At 69.6% G+C, this 17,125-nt stretch carries 13 protein-coding genes and 1 tRNA gene; 4 read left to right on the top strand and 10 right to left on the bottom strand.

Features of this window, described 5'->3' with window-relative positions:
* Nucleotides 1-64: 64 nt before the first annotated feature.
* Nucleotides 65-137: transfer RNA gene (locus ABIE67_RS12910), tRNA-Leu, on the bottom strand.
* A 102-nt stretch (nucleotides 138-239) separates the two neighbouring features.
* On the opposite strand from ABIE67_RS12910, the gene ABIE67_RS12905 reads away from it, so the two are divergent.
* Nucleotides 240-896 (top strand): ANTAR domain-containing response regulator, encoded by a 657-nt coding sequence (locus tag ABIE67_RS12905; protein ID WP_370256606.1) that lies wholly within the window; start codon nucleotides 240-242, stop codon nucleotides 894-896.
* Between the two features lie 87 nt (nucleotides 897-983).
* On the opposite strand, the gene ABIE67_RS12900 is transcribed toward ABIE67_RS12905, so the two are convergent.
* From ABIE67_RS12900 to ABIE67_RS12865, 8 genes are all read right to left on the bottom strand, one after another.
* Complete coding sequence (locus ABIE67_RS12900; protein ID WP_370256605.1) at nucleotides 984-1,700, bottom strand: ABC transporter ATP-binding protein; 717 nt, start codon at nucleotides 1,698-1,700, stop codon at nucleotides 984-986.
* Nucleotides 1,697-2,569, bottom strand: a complete 873-nt coding sequence (locus tag ABIE67_RS12895) for an ABC transporter ATP-binding protein (protein WP_370256604.1) — start codon at nucleotides 2,567-2,569, stop codon at nucleotides 1,697-1,699. Before ABIE67_RS12895 ends, ABIE67_RS12900 begins: the two co-directional genes overlap by 4 nt.
* Before the next feature lie 5 nt (nucleotides 2,570-2,574).
* Entirely contained in the window at nucleotides 2,575-4,386 is a 1,812-nt protein-coding gene (locus ABIE67_RS12890; RefSeq protein WP_370268516.1) for a branched-chain amino acid ABC transporter permease, read from the bottom strand.
* 23 nt (nucleotides 4,387-4,409) lie between these two features.
* Nucleotides 4,410-5,339 carry a branched-chain amino acid ABC transporter permease gene (locus tag ABIE67_RS12885; RefSeq protein ID WP_370256603.1) on the bottom strand — a complete coding sequence of 310 codons (930 nt, stop codon included), beginning with the start codon at nucleotides 5,337-5,339 and terminating at the stop codon, nucleotides 4,410-4,412.
* Nucleotides 5,340-5,453: 114 nt separating this feature from the next.
* The gene (locus ABIE67_RS12880; RefSeq protein WP_370256602.1) at nucleotides 5,454-6,683 is read right to left on the bottom strand and encodes a branched-chain amino acid ABC transporter substrate-binding protein; all 1,230 of its coding nucleotides are present in this window, start codon (nucleotides 6,681-6,683) and stop codon (nucleotides 5,454-5,456) included.
* Between the two features lie 484 nt (nucleotides 6,684-7,167).
* Entirely contained in the window at nucleotides 7,168-7,590 is a 423-nt protein-coding gene (locus tag ABIE67_RS12875) for a hypothetical protein (RefSeq protein WP_370256601.1), read from the bottom strand.
* A 125-nt stretch (nucleotides 7,591-7,715) separates the two neighbouring features.
* On the bottom strand, nucleotides 7,716-8,207 hold the full coding sequence (locus ABIE67_RS12870) for a hotdog fold thioesterase (protein ID WP_370256600.1): 492 nt from the start codon (nucleotides 8,205-8,207) through the stop codon (nucleotides 7,716-7,718).
* Between the two features lie 70 nt (nucleotides 8,208-8,277).
* A complete protein-coding gene (locus ABIE67_RS12865; protein ID WP_370256599.1) occupies nucleotides 8,278-10,581 on the bottom strand; it encodes an FdhF/YdeP family oxidoreductase in 2,304 nt (767 codons plus the stop codon).
* Nucleotides 10,582-10,717: 136 nt separating this feature from the next.
* Here ABIE67_RS12865 and polA point away from each other — a divergent pair, with 136 nt between their 5' ends.
* Together polA and ABIE67_RS12855 are read left to right on the top strand one after the other, a co-directional pair.
* Nucleotides 10,718-13,444: a DNA polymerase I gene (polA, locus tag ABIE67_RS12860; RefSeq protein WP_370256598.1), complete on the top strand. Its 2,727-nt coding sequence runs from the start codon at nucleotides 10,718-10,720 to the stop codon at nucleotides 13,442-13,444.
* Nucleotides 13,445-13,743: 299 nt separating this feature from the next.
* The gene (locus ABIE67_RS12855; RefSeq protein ID WP_370256597.1) at nucleotides 13,744-14,115 is read left to right on the top strand and encodes a hypothetical protein; all 372 of its coding nucleotides are present in this window, start codon (nucleotides 13,744-13,746) and stop codon (nucleotides 14,113-14,115) included.
* Here ABIE67_RS12855 and ABIE67_RS12850 read toward each other — a convergent pair.
* On the bottom strand, nucleotides 14,018-14,890 hold the full coding sequence (locus ABIE67_RS12850; RefSeq protein WP_370256596.1) for a DUF4184 family protein: 873 nt from the start codon (nucleotides 14,888-14,890) through the stop codon (nucleotides 14,018-14,020). The genes ABIE67_RS12855 and ABIE67_RS12850 overlap by 98 nt on opposite strands.
* 334 nt (nucleotides 14,891-15,224) lie before the next feature.
* Between ABIE67_RS12850 and ABIE67_RS12845 the strand changes: the two genes are divergently transcribed.
* A complete protein-coding gene (locus ABIE67_RS12845; RefSeq protein WP_370256595.1) occupies nucleotides 15,225-16,976 on the top strand; it encodes a lytic transglycosylase domain-containing protein in 1,752 nt (583 codons plus the stop codon).
* Nucleotides 16,977-17,125 lie beyond the last annotated feature (149 nt).

Here is a 17,125-nt window from a genome sequence, read left to right as displayed (position 1 = left end):
AAGCGGATGTTCACGAGAACGTGGACATCCGCTTTTAGTGGTGACCTTGGAAACCAAGGAAAAGTGCCCCGAGTCGGATTCGAACCGACGCTGTATGGGTTTTGAATCCATTGCCTCTTCCGCTGGGCTACCGGGGCCCCTTCAATACGAAGGTTGGTGGTTACCCGCCGTGCCCCCACCTTACCGCAGCTAGGTAGGCTCTTGTCAGCAGCACCCCTGCCCCTGAACGAGGAGCCCCCGTGACCGCCCCCGAGTCGCCCCAGCCCGTAGACGCGCCCGACGACGACAAGTCGCACGTGCCTCCGCTGACGACCCGTGTCGTCATCGCCGAGGACGAGGCATTGATCCGGCTCGATCTCAAAGAGATGCTCGAAGAAGAGGGGTACACCGTCGTCGGTGAGGCCGGAGACGGTCAGCAGGCCGTCGAGCTGGCCCGCGAGCACCGGCCGGACCTCGTCATCCTCGATGTGAAGATGCCGAAGCTGGACGGTATTTCCGCGGCGGAGAAGATCGCCGAGGAGAGCATCGCGCCGGTGTTGATGCTGACCGCGTTCTCGCAGCGTGACCTCGTCGAGCGGGCTCGGGACGCCGGTGCCATGGCGTACCTGGTCAAGCCGTTCAGCAAGAGCGATGTCGTGCCGGCGATCGAGATGGCCGTCTCCCGCTTCACGGAGCTGAAGGAGCTGGAGAAGGAGGTCGCCGACCTCACCCTGCGTCTGGAGACGCGGAAGCTGGTGGACCGGGCGAAGTCCATCCTGCAGACCGAGTACGGGCTGACCGAGCCGGCCGCGTTCCGTTGGATCCAGAAGACGTCCATGGATCGCCGGATGTCGATGCAGCAGGTCGCCGAGGCCGTGATCCAGGATGCCGACGAGAAGAAGGCCGCCAAGGGCTGACGCCGGGCGCGTGAACGTATGAGTGAGGCCCGCGCCCCCTGTTCGGGGGACGCGGGCCTCGCTGTATGGGCGATCACCTCGTGGTGATCAGTCCTCGCCCAGGTACGCCTTCCGTACGGACTCGTCGTGCAGGAGGTCCTGTCCGGTTCCGGAGAGGACGATCTTGCCGACTTCCATGACATGGCCGTGGTCGGCCAGGGAGAGCGCGGCCTGGGCGTTCTGCTCGATGAGCAGGATGGTGGTGCCCTGGGACTTGAGCTCCTGGATGGTCGCCATGATCTTCTGCATCATGATCGGGGAGAGGCCCATGCTGGGCTCGTCGAGCATGAGCAGCTTCGGGCGGGACATCAGCGCCCGTCCCATGGCGAGCATCTGCTGCTCACCGCCGGAGAGGGTGCCGGCGGCCTGCTTCCTGCGCTCCCCGAGGATGGGGAAGAGGTCGTAGGCGCGCTGGATGTCCTTCTCGATGGCCTCCTTGTCGTTGCGCAGGAACGCGCCGAGGCGGAGGTTGTCCTCGATCGTCATGCGGGGGAAGATGTGCCGCCCCTCGGGGGAGTGGGCGAGCCCCAGCGAGACGACCTTGTGGGCGGGGATCTTCTTCAGCGACTTGCCGTCGAACCTGATGTCGCCGGACACCGGCTGGAGGAGACCGGACAGGGTGCGCAGGGTGGTGGTCTTGCCGGCGCCGTTGGTGCCGATGAGGGTGACGACCTCGCCCGCGTTCACCTTGAACGAGATGCCCTTGACGGCCTCGATCTTGCCGTAAGCGACCCTGAGGTCCTCGACCTCGAGCAGTGCGGTCACTTGTCGTCCCCTTCCGTGGTGCTCTGCGCGTCGGCCTCCGCAGCCTCGACTTCGGCGGCCTCCGCCGCGCCCGGCGCACCCTCGAAGGGTGTGCCCAGGTAGGCGGCGATGACGCGCTCGTCGGCCTGGACGACCTCGGCGGGGCCCTCGACGATCTTCTCGCCCTGGACGAGCACGGCGACCCGGTCGCAGAGGTTCATGATGAACCGGATGTCGTGCTCGATGACGAGGACGGCGATGCCCTGGTCCCGGATGGCGAAGATCAGCTCCTCGGCCGCGCGGGTCTCCTGCGGGTTCATGCCGGCGGTCGGCTCGTCGAGGAGGAGCAGGCCGGGCTCGCTCGCCAGTGCCCGGGCGATTTCCAGCTTGCGCTGTTCGCCGTAGGGCAGGTTGCGGGCCAGGTGGTCGGCCTTGGCGGCCAGGCCGGTGAACTCGAGGAGTTCCATGGCCCGGGCGCGGGACGCCTCCTCGGCCTTCTTGAAGCCGGGCAGGCGCAGGAGGGCCGACCAGAGGCCTTCCTTGGTGCGGGTGTGCCGGCCGACCAGTACGTTCTCCAGAACGGTCATGTTGGCGAAGAGCCGGATGTTCTGGAACGTACGGGCGATGCCGGCCTGGGTGACCAGGTGCGGCTTGGGCGGCAGGACGGTGCCCTTGTAGGCGACCTTGCCCTCGGTCGGCACGTACAGGCCGGTGAGGCAGTTGAAGAAGGTCGTCTTGCCGGCGCCGTTGGGGCCGATGAGGCCGACGATCTCGCCGCTGTTGACGGTGAGGTCCACGTCGCGTACGGCGGTCAGGCCGCCGAAGCGCATGGTGACGCCGCTGGCGTCGAGCACCGTCGTGCTGGTGGGTGCGGTCGTGGTGGTGGTCATGGCCGTCACGCCCCTGCCTTGGCGACGCCGGTCGCGCCGTCGGGCAGCGACTTGTCCTCCGGTACGTCGAGCTGTCCGGTCTCGTGGAATTCGAGCTGCTTCCTGCGGTCGGCGACCAGGCCCTCGGGGCGGAAGCGCATCAGCAGCATCAGCGCGACGCCGAAGAGGAGCAGCTGGTACTCCGCCATGAACTGGAGCTTGGCCGGGATCAGGTAGAGCAGCGCGGCGCCGATCAGCGGACCGCTGATGGTGCCCATGCCGCCGAGGATGACGGCGGCGAGCAGGAAGGCCGAGTTCGGCGGTACGGAGCCGGCGAACTGGTACTGCTCGGGGGTGACGCTGTACGACACGTGTGCCTGGACGGTGCCGGCGAGACCGGCGAGGGAGGCGCCGAGCGCGAAGGCGAGGAGCTTCAGGCGGAAGCCGTTGATGCCCATCGCGGTCGCGGCGGTCTCGTCCTCGCGGATGGCGACCCAGGCGCGGCCGATGCGGGACTCCGCCGAGCGGCGGAAGACCATCACGACGATCGCCGTGAACAGCAGCATCAGCAGGTAGTAGTTGGCCGAGCGGGTCAGCTCGTGGCCGAGGACGTCGTGCGGGACTCCGAGGTTGAACCCGAAGATCTCCAGGTCGGGGATCTGGGGGATGCCGTTGGAGCCGTTGGTGACGTCCGGACCGCTGTTGCCGTTCAGGTTGTTCATGGTGATGCGGAAGATCTCACCGAAGCCGAGCGTCACGATGGCGAGGTAGTCGCCGCGCAGTCGCAGGGTCGGGGCACCGATCACGACGCCGAAGATCAGCGAGGCGGCGGCGCCGGTGAGAACGGCGGCCCAGAAGGGGAATTCCACCCCGATGGTCGACGCGGGGGAGCCGGAGACCAGGGCGGCGGCGTAGGCGCCGACGCCGAGGAAGGCGACGTATCCGAGGTCGAGCAGGCCGGCGAGGCCGACGACGACGTTGAGGCCCAGGGCGACCGTGGCGAAGATCAGGATGTTCGCGCCGATGAGGGCGAACTGGTCGTTGGTCTGGGTGAAGGGGAAGCAGATCGCCGCCACGAACGCCGCTGTGAGGGTGACGTTGCGGTGCTTGGCGGTCAGTGCCGACAGCCTCTTCAGGAGACCGGCGCGGGTGACGGCGGTGAAGCCGAACGCGGCGACGATCAGGAAGCCGATGAACAGCTCGGAGTACTCGGTGCCGATGCCGTACGAGAAGACGTACAGGCCGGTGCCGAAGCCCGCGGCGATGATCAGGATCTCGGCCCAGGAGGGCAGCTCCTTGGCCCGGCCGGGGTCGGGGGCGGTGAGCGAGTGACGGATCCGGCCCCAGAGGTTCGGGGTCGGTTCGCCCGCGCCGTAGGGCTGGTCGACGGGGAGGCCGAGGGCGCCGAGCACGGCGACGAGCGCGCCGATGCCGGAGACCCAGGCGCCGGGCTCCAGGTTGACCAGGCCGCCGAGTTCCTGGCTGATCGCGCCCATGGCGTAGCCGGTGGTGCCGAACACGCCGAGGGCGGCGAGCAGGACGGGGCTGTTCTTGCCGCCGGGGGTGAGCCAGCCGAGGCCGCGGATGCCGTAGCCGGAGAGGGCGAACAGCAGGGTCAGCACGGAGCCGACGAGGGTGAGGACCTGGAGGCCGCCGGGGTAGCCGGTGACCGTCAGGTTGCCCGGGAACTCATCGGTCCAGGTCCAGGCGAGGAAGGTGCCTATGAGGGCGAAGGCGGAGCCGGCGACCGTCAGTCCGCGTGCCGCGGCTTGCGGCAGCGGGATGATCGGGGTGGCCTGCGCGGTGGACACCTTGGTGGTGTCGGTGCTCTTGTCCATGGGGATGTCGGTGGTCATGGGTATCACGCCCGATCCGCGACGCGTTCGCCGAGCAGGCCCTGTGGCCTGAACAGGAGGACGAGGATGAGCAGTGCGAACGCCCATACGTCCTTCCAGGCGCCGCCGCCGAAGAGGTCCATGCCGGGGATCTCACCGATGTAGCCGGTGGCGAGGGACTCGGCCACGCCGAGCACGATGCCGCCGAGCATGGCGCCGTAGATGTTGCCGATGCCGCCGAGTACGGCGGCGGTGAAGGCCTTCAGGCCCATCAGGAAGCCCATGCGGAAGCCGACCTGACCGTTCTTCAGGCCGTAGGCGACCGCGGCGATGGCGGCGAACGCGGCACCGATGGCGAAGGCCATGACGATGATGCGGTCGGTGTTGATGCCCATCAGCTTGGCGGTGTCGGGGTCCTGGGCGGTGGCCTGCATGCCGCGGCCGGAGCGCGTCTTGGTGACGAACAGGCCGAGGGCGACCATGCACAGCGGGGCGGCGATCAGTACGAAGAGGTCTCCGCGCTGGATGTTGGCGCCGAGGATTTCGATGGGTCCGCCGTGGAACTGCGGGAAGGGGTGGTCCTTCTTCGCGTCCGGGTACCACATCCACACGGCCTGCTGGAGGACGATGGACAGACCGATGGCGGTGATGAGGGGGGCCAGCCGTGGTGCTGTGCGCAGGGGCCGGTAGGCGAAGCGTTCCGCCGCCGTGCCGACGGCGACCGATACGAGGACGCCGCCGATGATCATGAGCGGGACGGCGGCGGCGAGGCCGAAGCCTTCGGGAAGTACCAACCAGACGGTGAGAGCCCCGAAGCCCCCGACCATGAATATCTCGCCGTGGGCGAAGTTGATGAGCTGGACGATGCCGTAGACCATCGTGTAGCCGATCGCGATGAGTCCGTACATCGCGCCGAGGATGAGTCCATTGGCCAGCTGTTGCGGCAGTTCGTTCACCGCAGGGCCTCCGTGGAGTGGTTCGGATATGGCGCCGCGCGGGAGCGCTGGTGGGCGCTTCCCGCGCGGCCTGGATCAATGTGTGAGTGGGAAGGTTCTCTGACTCGTCCTTCGTCAGCCGAGCTTGGGTTCGCCGCTGAACTCGGGCACCCAGGCGTTGTCCTTGATCTTGTACGCGGTCATCGTGTGGTTCGTGGTGTCACCGAACTCGTCGAAGGAGACGGTGCCGGTGACGCCGTCGAACTTGACCTTGGCCATGGCGTCCAGGACCGCCTTGCGGCCGTCGGACGGGAGCTTGCCGTCGTTGCCCTCGACCGCCAGCTTGACGGCCTCGATGATGGCCCAGGTGGCGTCGTAGGTGAGGCCGCCGTAGGCCTCGTAGTCGTCCTCGTAGCCCGCGGCCTTGTAGTTCTTGATGAACGTCTGGGCGGAGTCGAGCTTCTCGACGGGCTCGCCCACGGAGGTCGCGAGGTCGCCCTCGGCCTTCTTGTTCAGCTTCGGGAACTCGCCGGAGTAGATGCCGTCGCCGCCCATGAGCGGGATGTTCTGGCCGCTGTCCTTGAGCTGCTGGCTCAGCGGGCCGGCGGCCGGGTACTCGCCGCCGTAGTACAGGGCCTGGGCGCCGGTCTTCTTGATCTTGGCGACCACGGCGTTGAAGTCACGGTCGTCGGGGTTGATGTGGTCGGTGCCGACGATCTGGCCGCCGAACTTGGTGAAGTTCGTCTTGAAGGACGCGGCCAGGCCGGCGCCGTAGGTCTTCTGGTCGTCGATCAGGTAGACCTTCTTGAGCTTCGCCTGGTTGTACAGGTAGTCGGCGGCGAAGGCGCCCTGGATCTCGTCCGTGGTGGCCGTGCGGAAGAACGTCTTGAACTGGCGGACCGAGTCGCCGGTCTTCCAGCCGTCGCCCTGGGTCAGCTCGGTACCGGTGTTGGCCGGGGAGACCTGGGTCAGGCCGGCGTCGTTGAACGGCTTCTGCATCTGCTGCGAGACGCTGGAGTTCAGCGGGCCGACGACGCCGAGGACGTCCTTGTCGCTGATGAACTTCTGGGCGTTCTGCTGGCCCACGGTGGGCTGCGCCTGGTCGTCGAGGGCCTCGATCTTGAACTCGACGCCCTCGACGAACTCTTGCTTGTTGGCCGTCTTGGCGGCGAGGTCGGCGGAGTTCTTGATACCGAGGCCGAGCGCGGACAGGTCGCCGGTCAGCGGGGCGTCGACGCCGATCACCACAGTGGTCTTGTCGCCGTTGCTGCTGTTGCCGCCCTCGTCACGCGACCCACAAGCCGTGAGTGTCAGCGATCCCGCCGCGAGCGCGGCGGTTATGGCGATGATCGAACGTTGACGCACGAATCAGGTCCTTTCCCTGGCACGGCGGCTCCCCGTGGAACGCGCCGAGTCGAGCGCTGGGCCGAAGTGGCTTCGAATCCGGTGGCTCGGTGACTGGCGGTGACTCTAAGCGCGTGAAGGGAACATGGAGGAGGCTCTGACCAAGGCTGTGACGCTCTTGTTATGACACGGGGTAACACAGAGCGGTACTCCGTGGGGGGAAGAGAGGATTTCCGGCCGATTCGCCCTGTCCGCATAGTGAGAACTCGCAGCGTTCGCGCGTAGCTCCTTCACGAGTGTTCACTACTTTTGGTGATTACCCGCGTCGTTGTCGAACGTTACCCGAGGGCCTCTGCGGACTTGCGGGGAGGCTGCTCACGGCGGGAGATCTCTGATCCTGTATTGCGGCTGTATTACGCAGAGTTACAGCCGGGAAAGGTGTTCGGAGTCCCTCGGCCTTTTTCGTGTATAGGGCACGGAAAAGCGGAATCCGGGATTGGGTCACTCAGGCCCATGGCCCTCCGGTCGGCTCGCCGTTTCGGTACCGCTCCTCGCACAGCTCGCTCGCCCGGCGGTCGATCAGCCGGTCGGCCGCCCGCGCGTCCGAGCGCTCGCGCTCCGCCCGGGCGGCGTCCACGACCTCGCGGAGGATCTCGTACTGCCCGTCGGACAGGCCCATCGACTGGTAGTCCCCGTAGGTGTCGCCGGTCAGCGCCCGGCGCGACCAGTACCCGATGATCTGCGTGCACAGCCGCGCCGGCGGGGTCGCCGCCGGGGAGCGTGACGGGGACAGTGATACGGCGCCGGGGGTCCGCGTTCCCCCGGCGTCGCCCCGTGCGTCCGCGTCCCCGCATCCGGCCGCCAACCCGGCGGCCAGGAGCGCGAGTCCGAGCGCTCCCCCCTTCCGGAGGGCTGCTCCCGACGTCATGCCCCGACGTTATGCCGCCCGGCGCCAGGGTTCAACGGCGTGAAGGTGTACGGGCGTTGTTCATAAGGGGCTTGAGGCGTAAGGGAGTTGGCGTGGCGTCGGAGTAAGGAGGGGCGGTGCCGGTGTCAGCCCGCTACCGTCCCGAGGTGCTCCCCGTCGCTCGGGTTCACGTCCCGCAGCAGACACGTCAGCCGCGCGGTGCACACCCGTCGCCCCGCCTCGTCGCTGATCACGATCTCGTACGTCGCCGTCGAGCGGCCCTGGTGCAGGGGTGTGGCCACGCCGGTGACCAGACCGGCGCGGACGCCGCGGTGGTGGGTGCAGTTGAGGTCGACACCGACGGCGATCTTGGAACTGCCGGCGTGCAGCATCGACCCCACCGAACCGAGCGTCTCGGCGAGCACCGCGGAGGCGCCGCCGTGCAGCAGCCCGTAGGGCTGGGTGTTCCCCTCCACCGGCATGGTCCCGACGACCCGCGCGGCGGACGCCTCCACTATCTCGACGCCCATGCGCGTCCCGAGGTGCCCGGCGGAGAACAGGGCCGGAAGGTCGACGCCGAGCGCGGCGTACTCGTCGATGACCTCTTGCGGGAACTTCACGTGCTGCTGCTCGCCCATGGGGCCCGGCTCCGTTCGTCGTGATCAGTCGGTGTCGTGATCAGCGGTCTGACATCGACTGAGCAAACGCTCAGTCGGTCGCCGATTGTTCCAGACGTACGACGACGGACTTGCTGGCCGGGGTGTTGCTGGTGTCCGCGGTGGCGTCCAGCGGGACGAGGACGTTGGTCTCCGGGTAGTAGGCGGCCGCGCAGCCCAGGGCCGTCGGATAGTGCACGACCCGGAAGCCGGGTGCCCGCCGCTCGACGCCGTCCTTCCACTCGCTCACCAGGTCGACGTACGACCCGTCGGCGATGTCGAGCCGCCGCGCGTCCTCCGGGTTGATCATGACGACCCGGCGGCCGTTCCTGATACCCCGGTAGCGGTCGTCGAGGCCGTAGATCGTGGTGTTGTACTGGTCGTGCGAGCGCAGGGTCTGCAGCAGCAGCCGGCCCTCGGGCAGCTTCGGGTACTCGACCGGGGCCGCCGTGAAGTTGGCCTTGCCCGTCGCCGTCGGGAAGCGGCGCTCGTCGCGCGGGGCGTGGGGGAGCGTGAAGCCGCCGGGGCGGGCCACGCGCGCGTTGAAGTCCTCGAAGCCGGGGATCACCCGGGCGATACGGTCCCGGATCGTCGCGTAGTCCTTCTCGAACTCCTCCCAGGGCGTGAGGCTGTTCTCACCCAGCACGCGGCGTGCCAGACGGCAGACGATGGCCGGCTCCGACAGCAGGTGCGCGCTCGCGGGCTCCAGGCGGCCCCGAGAGGCGTGCACCATGCCCATGGAGTCCTCGACGGTCACGAACTGCTCGCCGCTGCCCTGGAGATCGCGCTCGGTGCGGCCGAGGGTCGGCAGGATCAGCGCGCGGGCCCCGGTGACCGCATGGCTGCGGTTGAGCTTCGTCGACACGTGCACGGTGAGCCGCGCCCGCCGCATCGCCGCCTCGGTGACATCCGTGTCGGGCGTGGCGGCCACGAAGTTGCCGCCCATGGCGAAGAACACCTTCGCCCTGCCGTCGCGCAGCGCGTGGATGGCCCGTACGACGTCGTAGCCGTGCTCACGCGGAGGCGCGAAGCCGAACTCCTTCTCCAGGGCGTCCAGGAACGCCGGGGCGGGCCGCTCGAAGATGCCCATCGTGCGGTCGCCCTGCACGTTCGAGTGACCGCGCACCGGGCAGACGCCCGCGCCCGGGCGGCCGATGTTGCCGCGCAGCAGAAGGAAGTTGACGACCTCGCGGATGGTCGGCACGGAGTGCTTGTGCTGGGTGAGGCCCATGGCCCAGCAGACGATGGTGCGCTGCGAGGCCAGGATCATCTCCATGGCCTTCTCGATGTCCGCGCGCGTGAGGCCGGTCGCCGTCAGGGTCTCGTCCCAGTCGGCGGCGCGGGCGGCCGCGGCGAACTCCTCGTAGCCGTGGGTGTGTTCGCCGATGAACTCCTCGTCGACGGCGCCCGAGCCCGCGCCGGAGGCGCTGTCGTGCTCGGCGAGGATCAGCTTGTTGAGGAGGCGGAAGAGGGCCTGGTCGCCGCCGATGCGGATCTGCAGGAACAGGTCGGTGAGGGCGGCGCCCTTGAGCATGCCCTGCGGGGTCTGCGGGTTCTTGAACCGCTCCAGGCCGGCCTCGGGCAGCGGATTGACGCTGATGATCTTCGCGCCGTTGGCCTTGGCCTTCTCCAGCGCGGAGAGCATGCGGGGGTGGTTCGTCCCCGGGTTCTGGCCGGCGACGATGATCAGGTCGGCCTTGTAGAGGTCCTCCAGCAGGACGCTGCCCTTGCCGATGCCGATGGTCTCGGAGAGCGCCGACCCCGAGGACTCGTGGCACATGTTCGAGCAGTCCGGCAGGTTGTTGGTGCCTAGCTCGCGCGCGAAGAGCTGGTACAGGAACGCGGCCTCGTTGCTGGTGCGGCCGGAGGTGTAGAAGACGGACTCGTCGGGGGAGTCGCAGGCGGCGATCTCCTCGCCGATGATGTCGAAGGCGCGCTCCCAGCTCACCGGCTCGTAGTGCGTGCCCCCTTCGGGGAGGAACACGGGGTGGGTGAGCCGCCCCTGCTGTCCCAGCCAGTACCCGCTCCTGGTCGCGAGGTCGGCGACGGAGTGCGCGGCGAAGAACTCCGGGGTGACCCGGCGCAGGGTGGCCTCCTCGGCCACCGCCTTCGCGCCGTTCTCACAGAACTCCGCCTTGTGCCGGTGGTCCGGCTCCGGCCAGGCGCAGCCCGGGCAGTCGAAGCCGTTCTTCTGGTTGACGCTCAGCAGTGTCAGCATGGTCCGCTTCACGCCCATCTGCTGCTGGGCGATGCGCAAGGTGTGCCCGATGGCCGGCAGTCCCGCCGCGGCGTGCTGCGGCTCCGCGACCTGGGGCGCGTCCTGGACGGGATCACCCTTGGGCGGCTTGGTCGCCATCGCGCACTCTCCTTTGTGTACACGTGTGAGGTACATCTCCGATCCTCGCACGCGGGACCGACAACAGGGGCGGGGGGCCTGGGGAGGGAGTGCGGAGGGGGACCGGCTGTCAGTGGGGCGTGGCAGGATCGGGGGCGTGGCAGAGACAGCAGCGAAGCAGACCGACAACAACCCCGGCGGCGGCCGGCCGCGCCTGATGCTCATGGACGGGCACTCGCTGGCCTACCGTGCGTTCTTCGCGCTGCCCGCGGAGAACTTCACGACCGCGACGGGCCAGCCGACGAACGCGATCTACGGCTTCGCGTCGATGCTGGCCAACACGCTGCGCGACGAGGCGCCCACGCACTTCGCGGTGGCCTTCGACGTGTCCCGCAAGACGTGGCGCTCCGCGGAGTTCACCGAGTACAAGGCGAACCGCTCCAAGACCCCGGACGAGTTCAAGGGCCAGGTCGAGCTGATCGGCGAGCTGCTCGACGCGATGCATGTCTCACGGTTCGCGATCGACGGCTTCGAGGCCGACGACGTGATCGCCACGCTCGCCACCCAGGCCGAGGCCGACGGCTTCGAGGTGCTGATCGTCACCGGCGACCGGGACTCCTTCCAGCTGGTCAGCGAGCACACCACGGTGCTGTACCCGACGAAGGGCGTCTCCGAGCTGACCCGCTTCACGCCGGAGAAGGTCTTCGAGAAGTACGGACTGACGCCCGCCCAGTACCCCGACTTCGCGGCCCTGCGCGGCGACCCGTCCGACAACCTGCCGGGCATCCCGGGCGTCGGCGAGAAGACGGCGGCGAAGTGGATCAACCAGTTCGGCTCGTTCGCCGAGCTGGTCGAGCGCGTCGAGGAGGTCAAGGGCAAGGCCGGCCAGAACCTCCGCGACCACCTGGAGTCCGTCAAGCTCAACCGCCGGCTGACCGAGCTGGAGCGCCAGGTCGAGTTGCCCAAGACCGTCGCCGACGTCGCGCGCGTGCCGTACGACCGCAAGGCCGTCGCGATGATCCTGGACACCCTGGAGATCCGTAACCCCTCGCTGCGCGAGCGACTCTTCGGCGTCGACCCCGGAGCCGAGGAGGCCGAGGCCACCCCGATCGCGACCGAAGGCGTGGAGCTGGACGGCTCGGTGCTCGGCACCGGTGAGCTGGCCCCCTGGCTGGCCGAGCACGCCGGCGAGCTCCTCGGCGTGGCCACCGTCGACACCTGGGCGCTCGGCACCGGCTCGGTCGCCGAGGTCGCGCTGGCGGCGGGCGGCGGTGCGGCCGGCTGGTTCGACCCGTCGCAGCTGGACGAGGCCGACGAGAAGGCCTTCGCGGCCTGGCTGGCCGACGGCGACAGGCCGAAGGTCTTCCACAACGCCAAGGGCGCGATGCGGGTCTTCGCCGAGCACGGCTGGAGCATCGCCGGTGTCCGCATGGACACCGCGCTCGCCGCCTACCTCGTCAAGCCCGGCCGCCGCTCCTTCGACCTGGACGCGTTGTCCCTGGAGTACCTCCACCGCGAGCTGGCCCCCGCCGCCGCGGCCGACGGCCAGCTGGCCTTCGGCGCGGACGACGGCGCCGAGGCCGAGGCGCTGATGATCCAGGCCCGCGCGGTCCTCGACCTGGGCGAGGCCTTCGAGAGCCGCCTGGAAGAGGTCGGCGCGGCGGACCTCCTCCGTGACATGGAACTGCCGACCTCCGCCCTGCTGGCCCGCATGGAGCGGCACGGCATCGCGGCCGACCGGCCCCACCTGGAGGCCATGGAGCAGATGTTCGCGGGCGCCGTGCAGCAGGCGGTGAAGGAGGCGCACGCGGCGGCCGGGCACGAGTTCAACCTGGGCTCGCCCAAGCAGCTCCAGGAGGTCCTCTTCGGCGAACTCGCCCTGCCCAAGACGAAGAAGACGAAGACGGGCTACACCACGGACGCCGACGCCCTGGCCTGGCTCGCCACCCAGACCGACAACGAACTGCCGGTCATCATGCTCCGCCACCGCGAGCAGGCGAAGCTGCGCGTCACCGTCGAGGGCCTGATCAAGACGATCGCGGCCGACGGCCGTATCCACACGACCTTCAACCAGACGGTCGCGGCGACCGGCCGGCTCTCCTCGACCGACCCGAACCTGCAGAACATCCCGGTCCGCACGGACGAGGGCAGGGCGATCCGCCGGGGCTTCGTGGTCGGCGAGGGCTTCGAGTCCCTGATGACCGCGGACTACAGCCAGATCGAACTGCGGGTGATGGCCCACCTGTCCGAGGACGAGGGCCTGATCGAGGCCTTCACCTCGGGCGAGGACCTGCACACCACGGCCGCCTCACAGGTATTCGCCGTGGAGCCCACCGCGGTGGACGCGGAGATGCGCCGCAAGATCAAGGCGATGTCGTACGGCCTCGCCTACGGCCTGTCGGCCTTCGGCCTCTCCCAGCAGCTGAACATCGACGCCGGCGAGGCCCGCGCGCTGATGGACGCCTACTTCGAGCGGTTCGGCGGCGTCCGGGACTATCTGCGCCGCGCGGTCGACGAGGCCAGGGCGACGGGCTACACGGCGACGCTCTTCGGCCGCCGCCGCTACCTCCCCGACCTCAACAGCGACAACCGCCAGCGCCGCGAGGCCGCCGAGCGCATGGCCCTCAACGCCCCCATCCAGGGCACGGCGGCGGACATCGTCAAGATCGCCATGCTCAACGTGGACCGGGCCCTGCGCGAGGAGAACCTCACCTCCCGCATGCTCCTTCAGGTCCACGACGAAATCGTCCTGGAAATCGCCCCGGGCGAGCGCGAAGCCGCGGAGGAACTGGTCCGCCGAGAAATGTCCGACGCCGTCCACCTGAGGGTCCCCCTGGGCGTCTCGGTAGGCGCGGGCCCGGACTGGGAGTCGGCAGCGCACTAGTACCAGTGGAGCTTGGGGGGCGGGACTGCATCGCCCCCCAAGGGGCCCGGGGCTGTGTCGATCTGCGGCTCCGCCGCGTGGCCGCGACCAGCCACAGCCGGCCCGCACCCCCAGAACAACCTCAACCAGGCACACGCTCAGGCCCCACCCCCCACCCCCACTCCCACCCACCCGCATCCCCCCAAACCACCGCAACCAGCCACGACCCCAGGGCCCCGGCCCCACCCCCGGAGGGACCCGTCACTCGGGCGGCCCCCGCAAAGACGCCCCACCCGCCCGGCACCCGTAAGGATGCCGACATGGGTATACGCACGCCCCACCGCCGGACGGCCCCGGCACCGGCGCAAGCGAACGCCGACCAGCCGCCGAGCCCGGCGCAGCCGCCCGTCCCGGCCGTCGCCACCGACGCAAGCACCGCTCGCATCCCGGTCGACCTGCTCAGCACCCTGCGGCAGACGGCGACCACCCTCCGCCGCCGCCTCGCCCACCGGATACAAGGGTGGGCCGAGCTCACCCGCGGCTACCTGGCCCTCGCCCGCACGCTGCTCCCACGGCGCCGACCCGCAGCGGCCGTCACCGAGCCCCCGGACGGCTCGGCTCCCGACCGGCCCCGTCCGCACCCGCACCCGCATCCGCACTGCCAGGGCCCCCGACCGGACGCCACACCCTGACGCCCACGGCGTACAGCAGCAGCCCCAGGACGAGCCCCGCGCCGGCCCCGAAGCACAAGGTCGGAATCAGCTCCCAGTACTTCGCGGTCGACCCCCAGTAAGCCCACCAGCGCGACGCCCGCTGCACCGCCGCCACCGCGGCCAACCCGCCGATCACCGCGCCGGCCAGCCACCGGTCCCGTACCGAAAGCACCGGAACCCCCACCGGGGCGATGCCGGGGGACCGCCGTAGCGCCACGACCGCGAACGCGGCGATGACGAGCGCGGCGACCGCCGAACCGCCGTACTGCAGGTACCAGTACAGCGGCGACCCCGCGATCTCCTCGCCGAGGACGGGAAACAGGCGCATCCCCCAGCGGTCGAGATGCGTGAACGCGTCCCACACGACATGCGTCAGCGAGCCGAGCGCGGCCGACAGATACCAGCGCGCCGCCAGCGACGGCCGTACACGCGCGCGTGGCGTCCCGCAGCGCACCAGCGTGGCAAGCCGCCCCTGCCGCCGGACCGGCAGGAGTGCCACCAGGGGCTCGCGCAGCAGGAGCCACAGACCCACCAGCGCCCAGGCGATCACCACGTCGACCGTGAACACACCCGCGAACGAGTGCGTGACATCGCCGAACTCCATCGCCTCCGGCAGGACACTCGCCACGTAATAGGTCATGTCGGGAGAGAACGAACCCGCCACCAGCACGGCCGGTACGAGTGCGGCCCGGCCGGTTCCGTCGGTGCGTACGGCGGGCAGTACGGCCGCCGCGTGGCTGAGCGTGAACGGCAACGGGGCTCCTCGTGCGGGACATTTACGGGCCGGGCGGCCCGGGGTGTCGGGGAAGGTCAGTATGCGGGACGGTGCGGGCCGGTCCGGCGGGCGGACCGCATGTGGCCAACCGGTAAAAATCGGGCACCAACGGGTGCCCCGGCAAAGGAAGTTGTCGTAGGGTCGCCTGGGTTGCCGCGCCGGGGAGTGCGGTCGAACAAACGAACAGCGACGGAAATCGTGCCGCGAGGGCAACTGTCGCGGCGAGTCGATCGTCACAACAGGGGCGGGCTCGGCATGGCGGGCCCCGCAGACAGCGTCGGGCGCCCGGGCGTCCGCAGGAGGGGTCCATTTCATGGCGGCGCAATTCGGCAGGCTGCGCAAGGGGGCGCTGAACACCACCGTGGCCGCGGTCGCGGTAGCGGCGCTGGCCGCGTCCCAGGCTCCGGGAGTGACGACCGACGACGCCGGCAGACAGATCGCCACCGGAACCCAGCCCTCACCAGACGCGGTCGCCGAGGACAGCGCGACCGGCAACTCGCCGTACTACACGGATCTGCCGCCGCTCAACAGCCCCAACCCCTCGCCCTCCGCCAACACCCCCGTCACTCCGGGCACCAGCGAGGCGGGCATCCCCGCGACCGTCCTCGACGCCTACAAGAAGGCCGAGGCCGCGCTCCAGGAGGCCAAGCCCGGCTGCAACCTGCCGTGGCAGCTCCTCGCCGCCATCGGCAAGGTCGAGTCGGGCCAGGCCCGCGGCGGCCGCGTCGACGCGAACGGCACCACGCTCTCCCGGATCCTCGGCCCGCAGCTCAACGGCAACGGCTTCGCGAACATCGGCGACACCGACAACGGCGCCTACGACGGGGACAGCTCGTACGACCGTGCCGTAGGCCCCATGCAGTTCATCCCCTCCACCTGGGAGTGGGCCGGCCGCGACGGCAACGGCGACGGCAAGAAGGACCCCAACAACGTCTACGACGCCGCCCTCGCCGCCGGCCACTACCTGTGCCGCTTCGGCTGGGACCTCTCCACCCAGGGCGACCTCGACCGCGCGATCCTCAGCTACAACAACTCGCAGGACTACCTGAACCTCGTCATGAGGTGGCTGGAGTACTACCGCAAGGGCACCCACGAGATCCCGGACGGCACCGGCACCCTCCCGTCCGACCGCAGCGACGACTCGGCGGGCGCGAGCCCGATTCCGACGGCGCCCGCCACGCCCAACAGGCCCGGCACGCCCACCGCGCCGACGACGCCGAGCAGCCCCGAGCCCGGCGACAACGGCGGCTCCAGCAGCCCCAGGCCGACTCCGCCGGGCCCCACCCCGCCCAGCACGACGCCGCCCACCCCCACCGACACGGTGCACCACCTGGAGGACGCGGACACCGCGAAGCTCACCGCGATGGCGGGCGACACCTTCACCGAGAAGATCAGCACCCGTGCCGAGACCCAGGCCGGCAAGGCCGTCGCCAAGGTCCGGATCCGATTCACGATCACCGGCGCCACCGACGCCACCTTCAGCACCGGCGAGAAGTACGCCAGCGCCCTCACCGACAGCGCGGGCGAGGTGGTGGCGCCCGCGCTGAAGGCGGGTGAGGACACGGGCGAGTTCGTGGTCCGCGCCACGGTCGTCGGCCGTGCGATCGCCGGCCTCGACTACACGGCCACGGTCACCGAACGCGCCGCGGACACCCTGACCCGCACCAGCGACACCGCGCTGACCTGCACCCCGGGCGGCGAGTTCGCCGACCAGGTCGAGGTGAAGGCGACCTACAAGGGCGCCGTGGCGGACAAGGTCGCGGCCACCGCCACGCTCATCAAGTCGGCGGACGACCCGGCCGAGAACGACAAGGGCCCCTACTTCAAGGACGCCGACGGCAAGACCGTGCGCACGCTGACCGGCCTGACGACGGACGAGAAGGGTCTGCTCAAGCTGCCGAAGCTGTACGCGGACGACACCACCGGCACGTTCCTGCTCCGCATCAACACCGCGGGCGGCGCGACCCTGACCGTCGAACTGAAGGTCGCGGCGGCCGAGACGTCGCCCAGTCCGACCCCGTCGGAGTCGGCATCCGGGTCGGCGTCGGCGAGCCCGACCGCCTGAGGCCCCGCGGGATCCGAACGAGGGGCGCCCTTCCGCCACGGCGGACAGGGCGCCCCTCGCCCATGTGCGCGACGTGTTCTCATCTCGTCCGCCCGTTGCTACCGTGACCGAACCTGACGCTGCATCAGATGTATTCGCTCCGGTATTCC

This window comes from Streptomyces sp. V4I8, from assembly GCF_041261225.1.
In the GTDB taxonomy this organism is placed as follows: domain Bacteria; phylum Actinomycetota; class Actinomycetes; order Streptomycetales; family Streptomycetaceae; genus Streptomyces.
Note: the sequence above shows the minus strand (reverse complement) of the source record. Positions and strands in the feature narration are given on the sequence as shown.

Excerpts from the sequence above, each read along its gene's own strand:
- ABIE67_RS12855 (WP_370256597.1), top strand. The coding sequence starts at position 13,744 with ATGGGTATACGCACGCCCCACCGCCGGACGGCCCCGGCACCGGCGCAA.
- ABIE67_RS12890 (WP_370268516.1), bottom strand. The coding sequence starts at position 4,386 with ATGGACAAGAGCACCGACACCACCAAGGTGTCCACCGCGCAGGCCACC.
- ABIE67_RS12870 (WP_370256600.1), bottom strand. The coding sequence starts at position 8,207 with ATGGGCGAGCAGCAGCACGTGAAGTTCCCGCAAGAGGTCATCGACGAG.
- ABIE67_RS12845 (WP_370256595.1), top strand. The coding sequence starts at position 15,225 with ATGGCGGCGCAATTCGGCAGGCTGCGCAAGGGGGCGCTGAACACCACC.
- ABIE67_RS12875 (WP_370256601.1), bottom strand. The coding sequence starts at position 7,590 with ATGACGTCGGGAGCAGCCCTCCGGAAGGGGGGAGCGCTCGGACTCGCG.
- ABIE67_RS12895 (WP_370256604.1), bottom strand. The coding sequence starts at position 2,569 with ATGACCACCACCACGACCGCACCCACCAGCACGACGGTGCTCGACGCC.
- ABIE67_RS12865 (WP_370256599.1), bottom strand. The coding sequence starts at position 10,581 with ATGGCGACCAAGCCGCCCAAGGGTGATCCCGTCCAGGACGCGCCCCAG.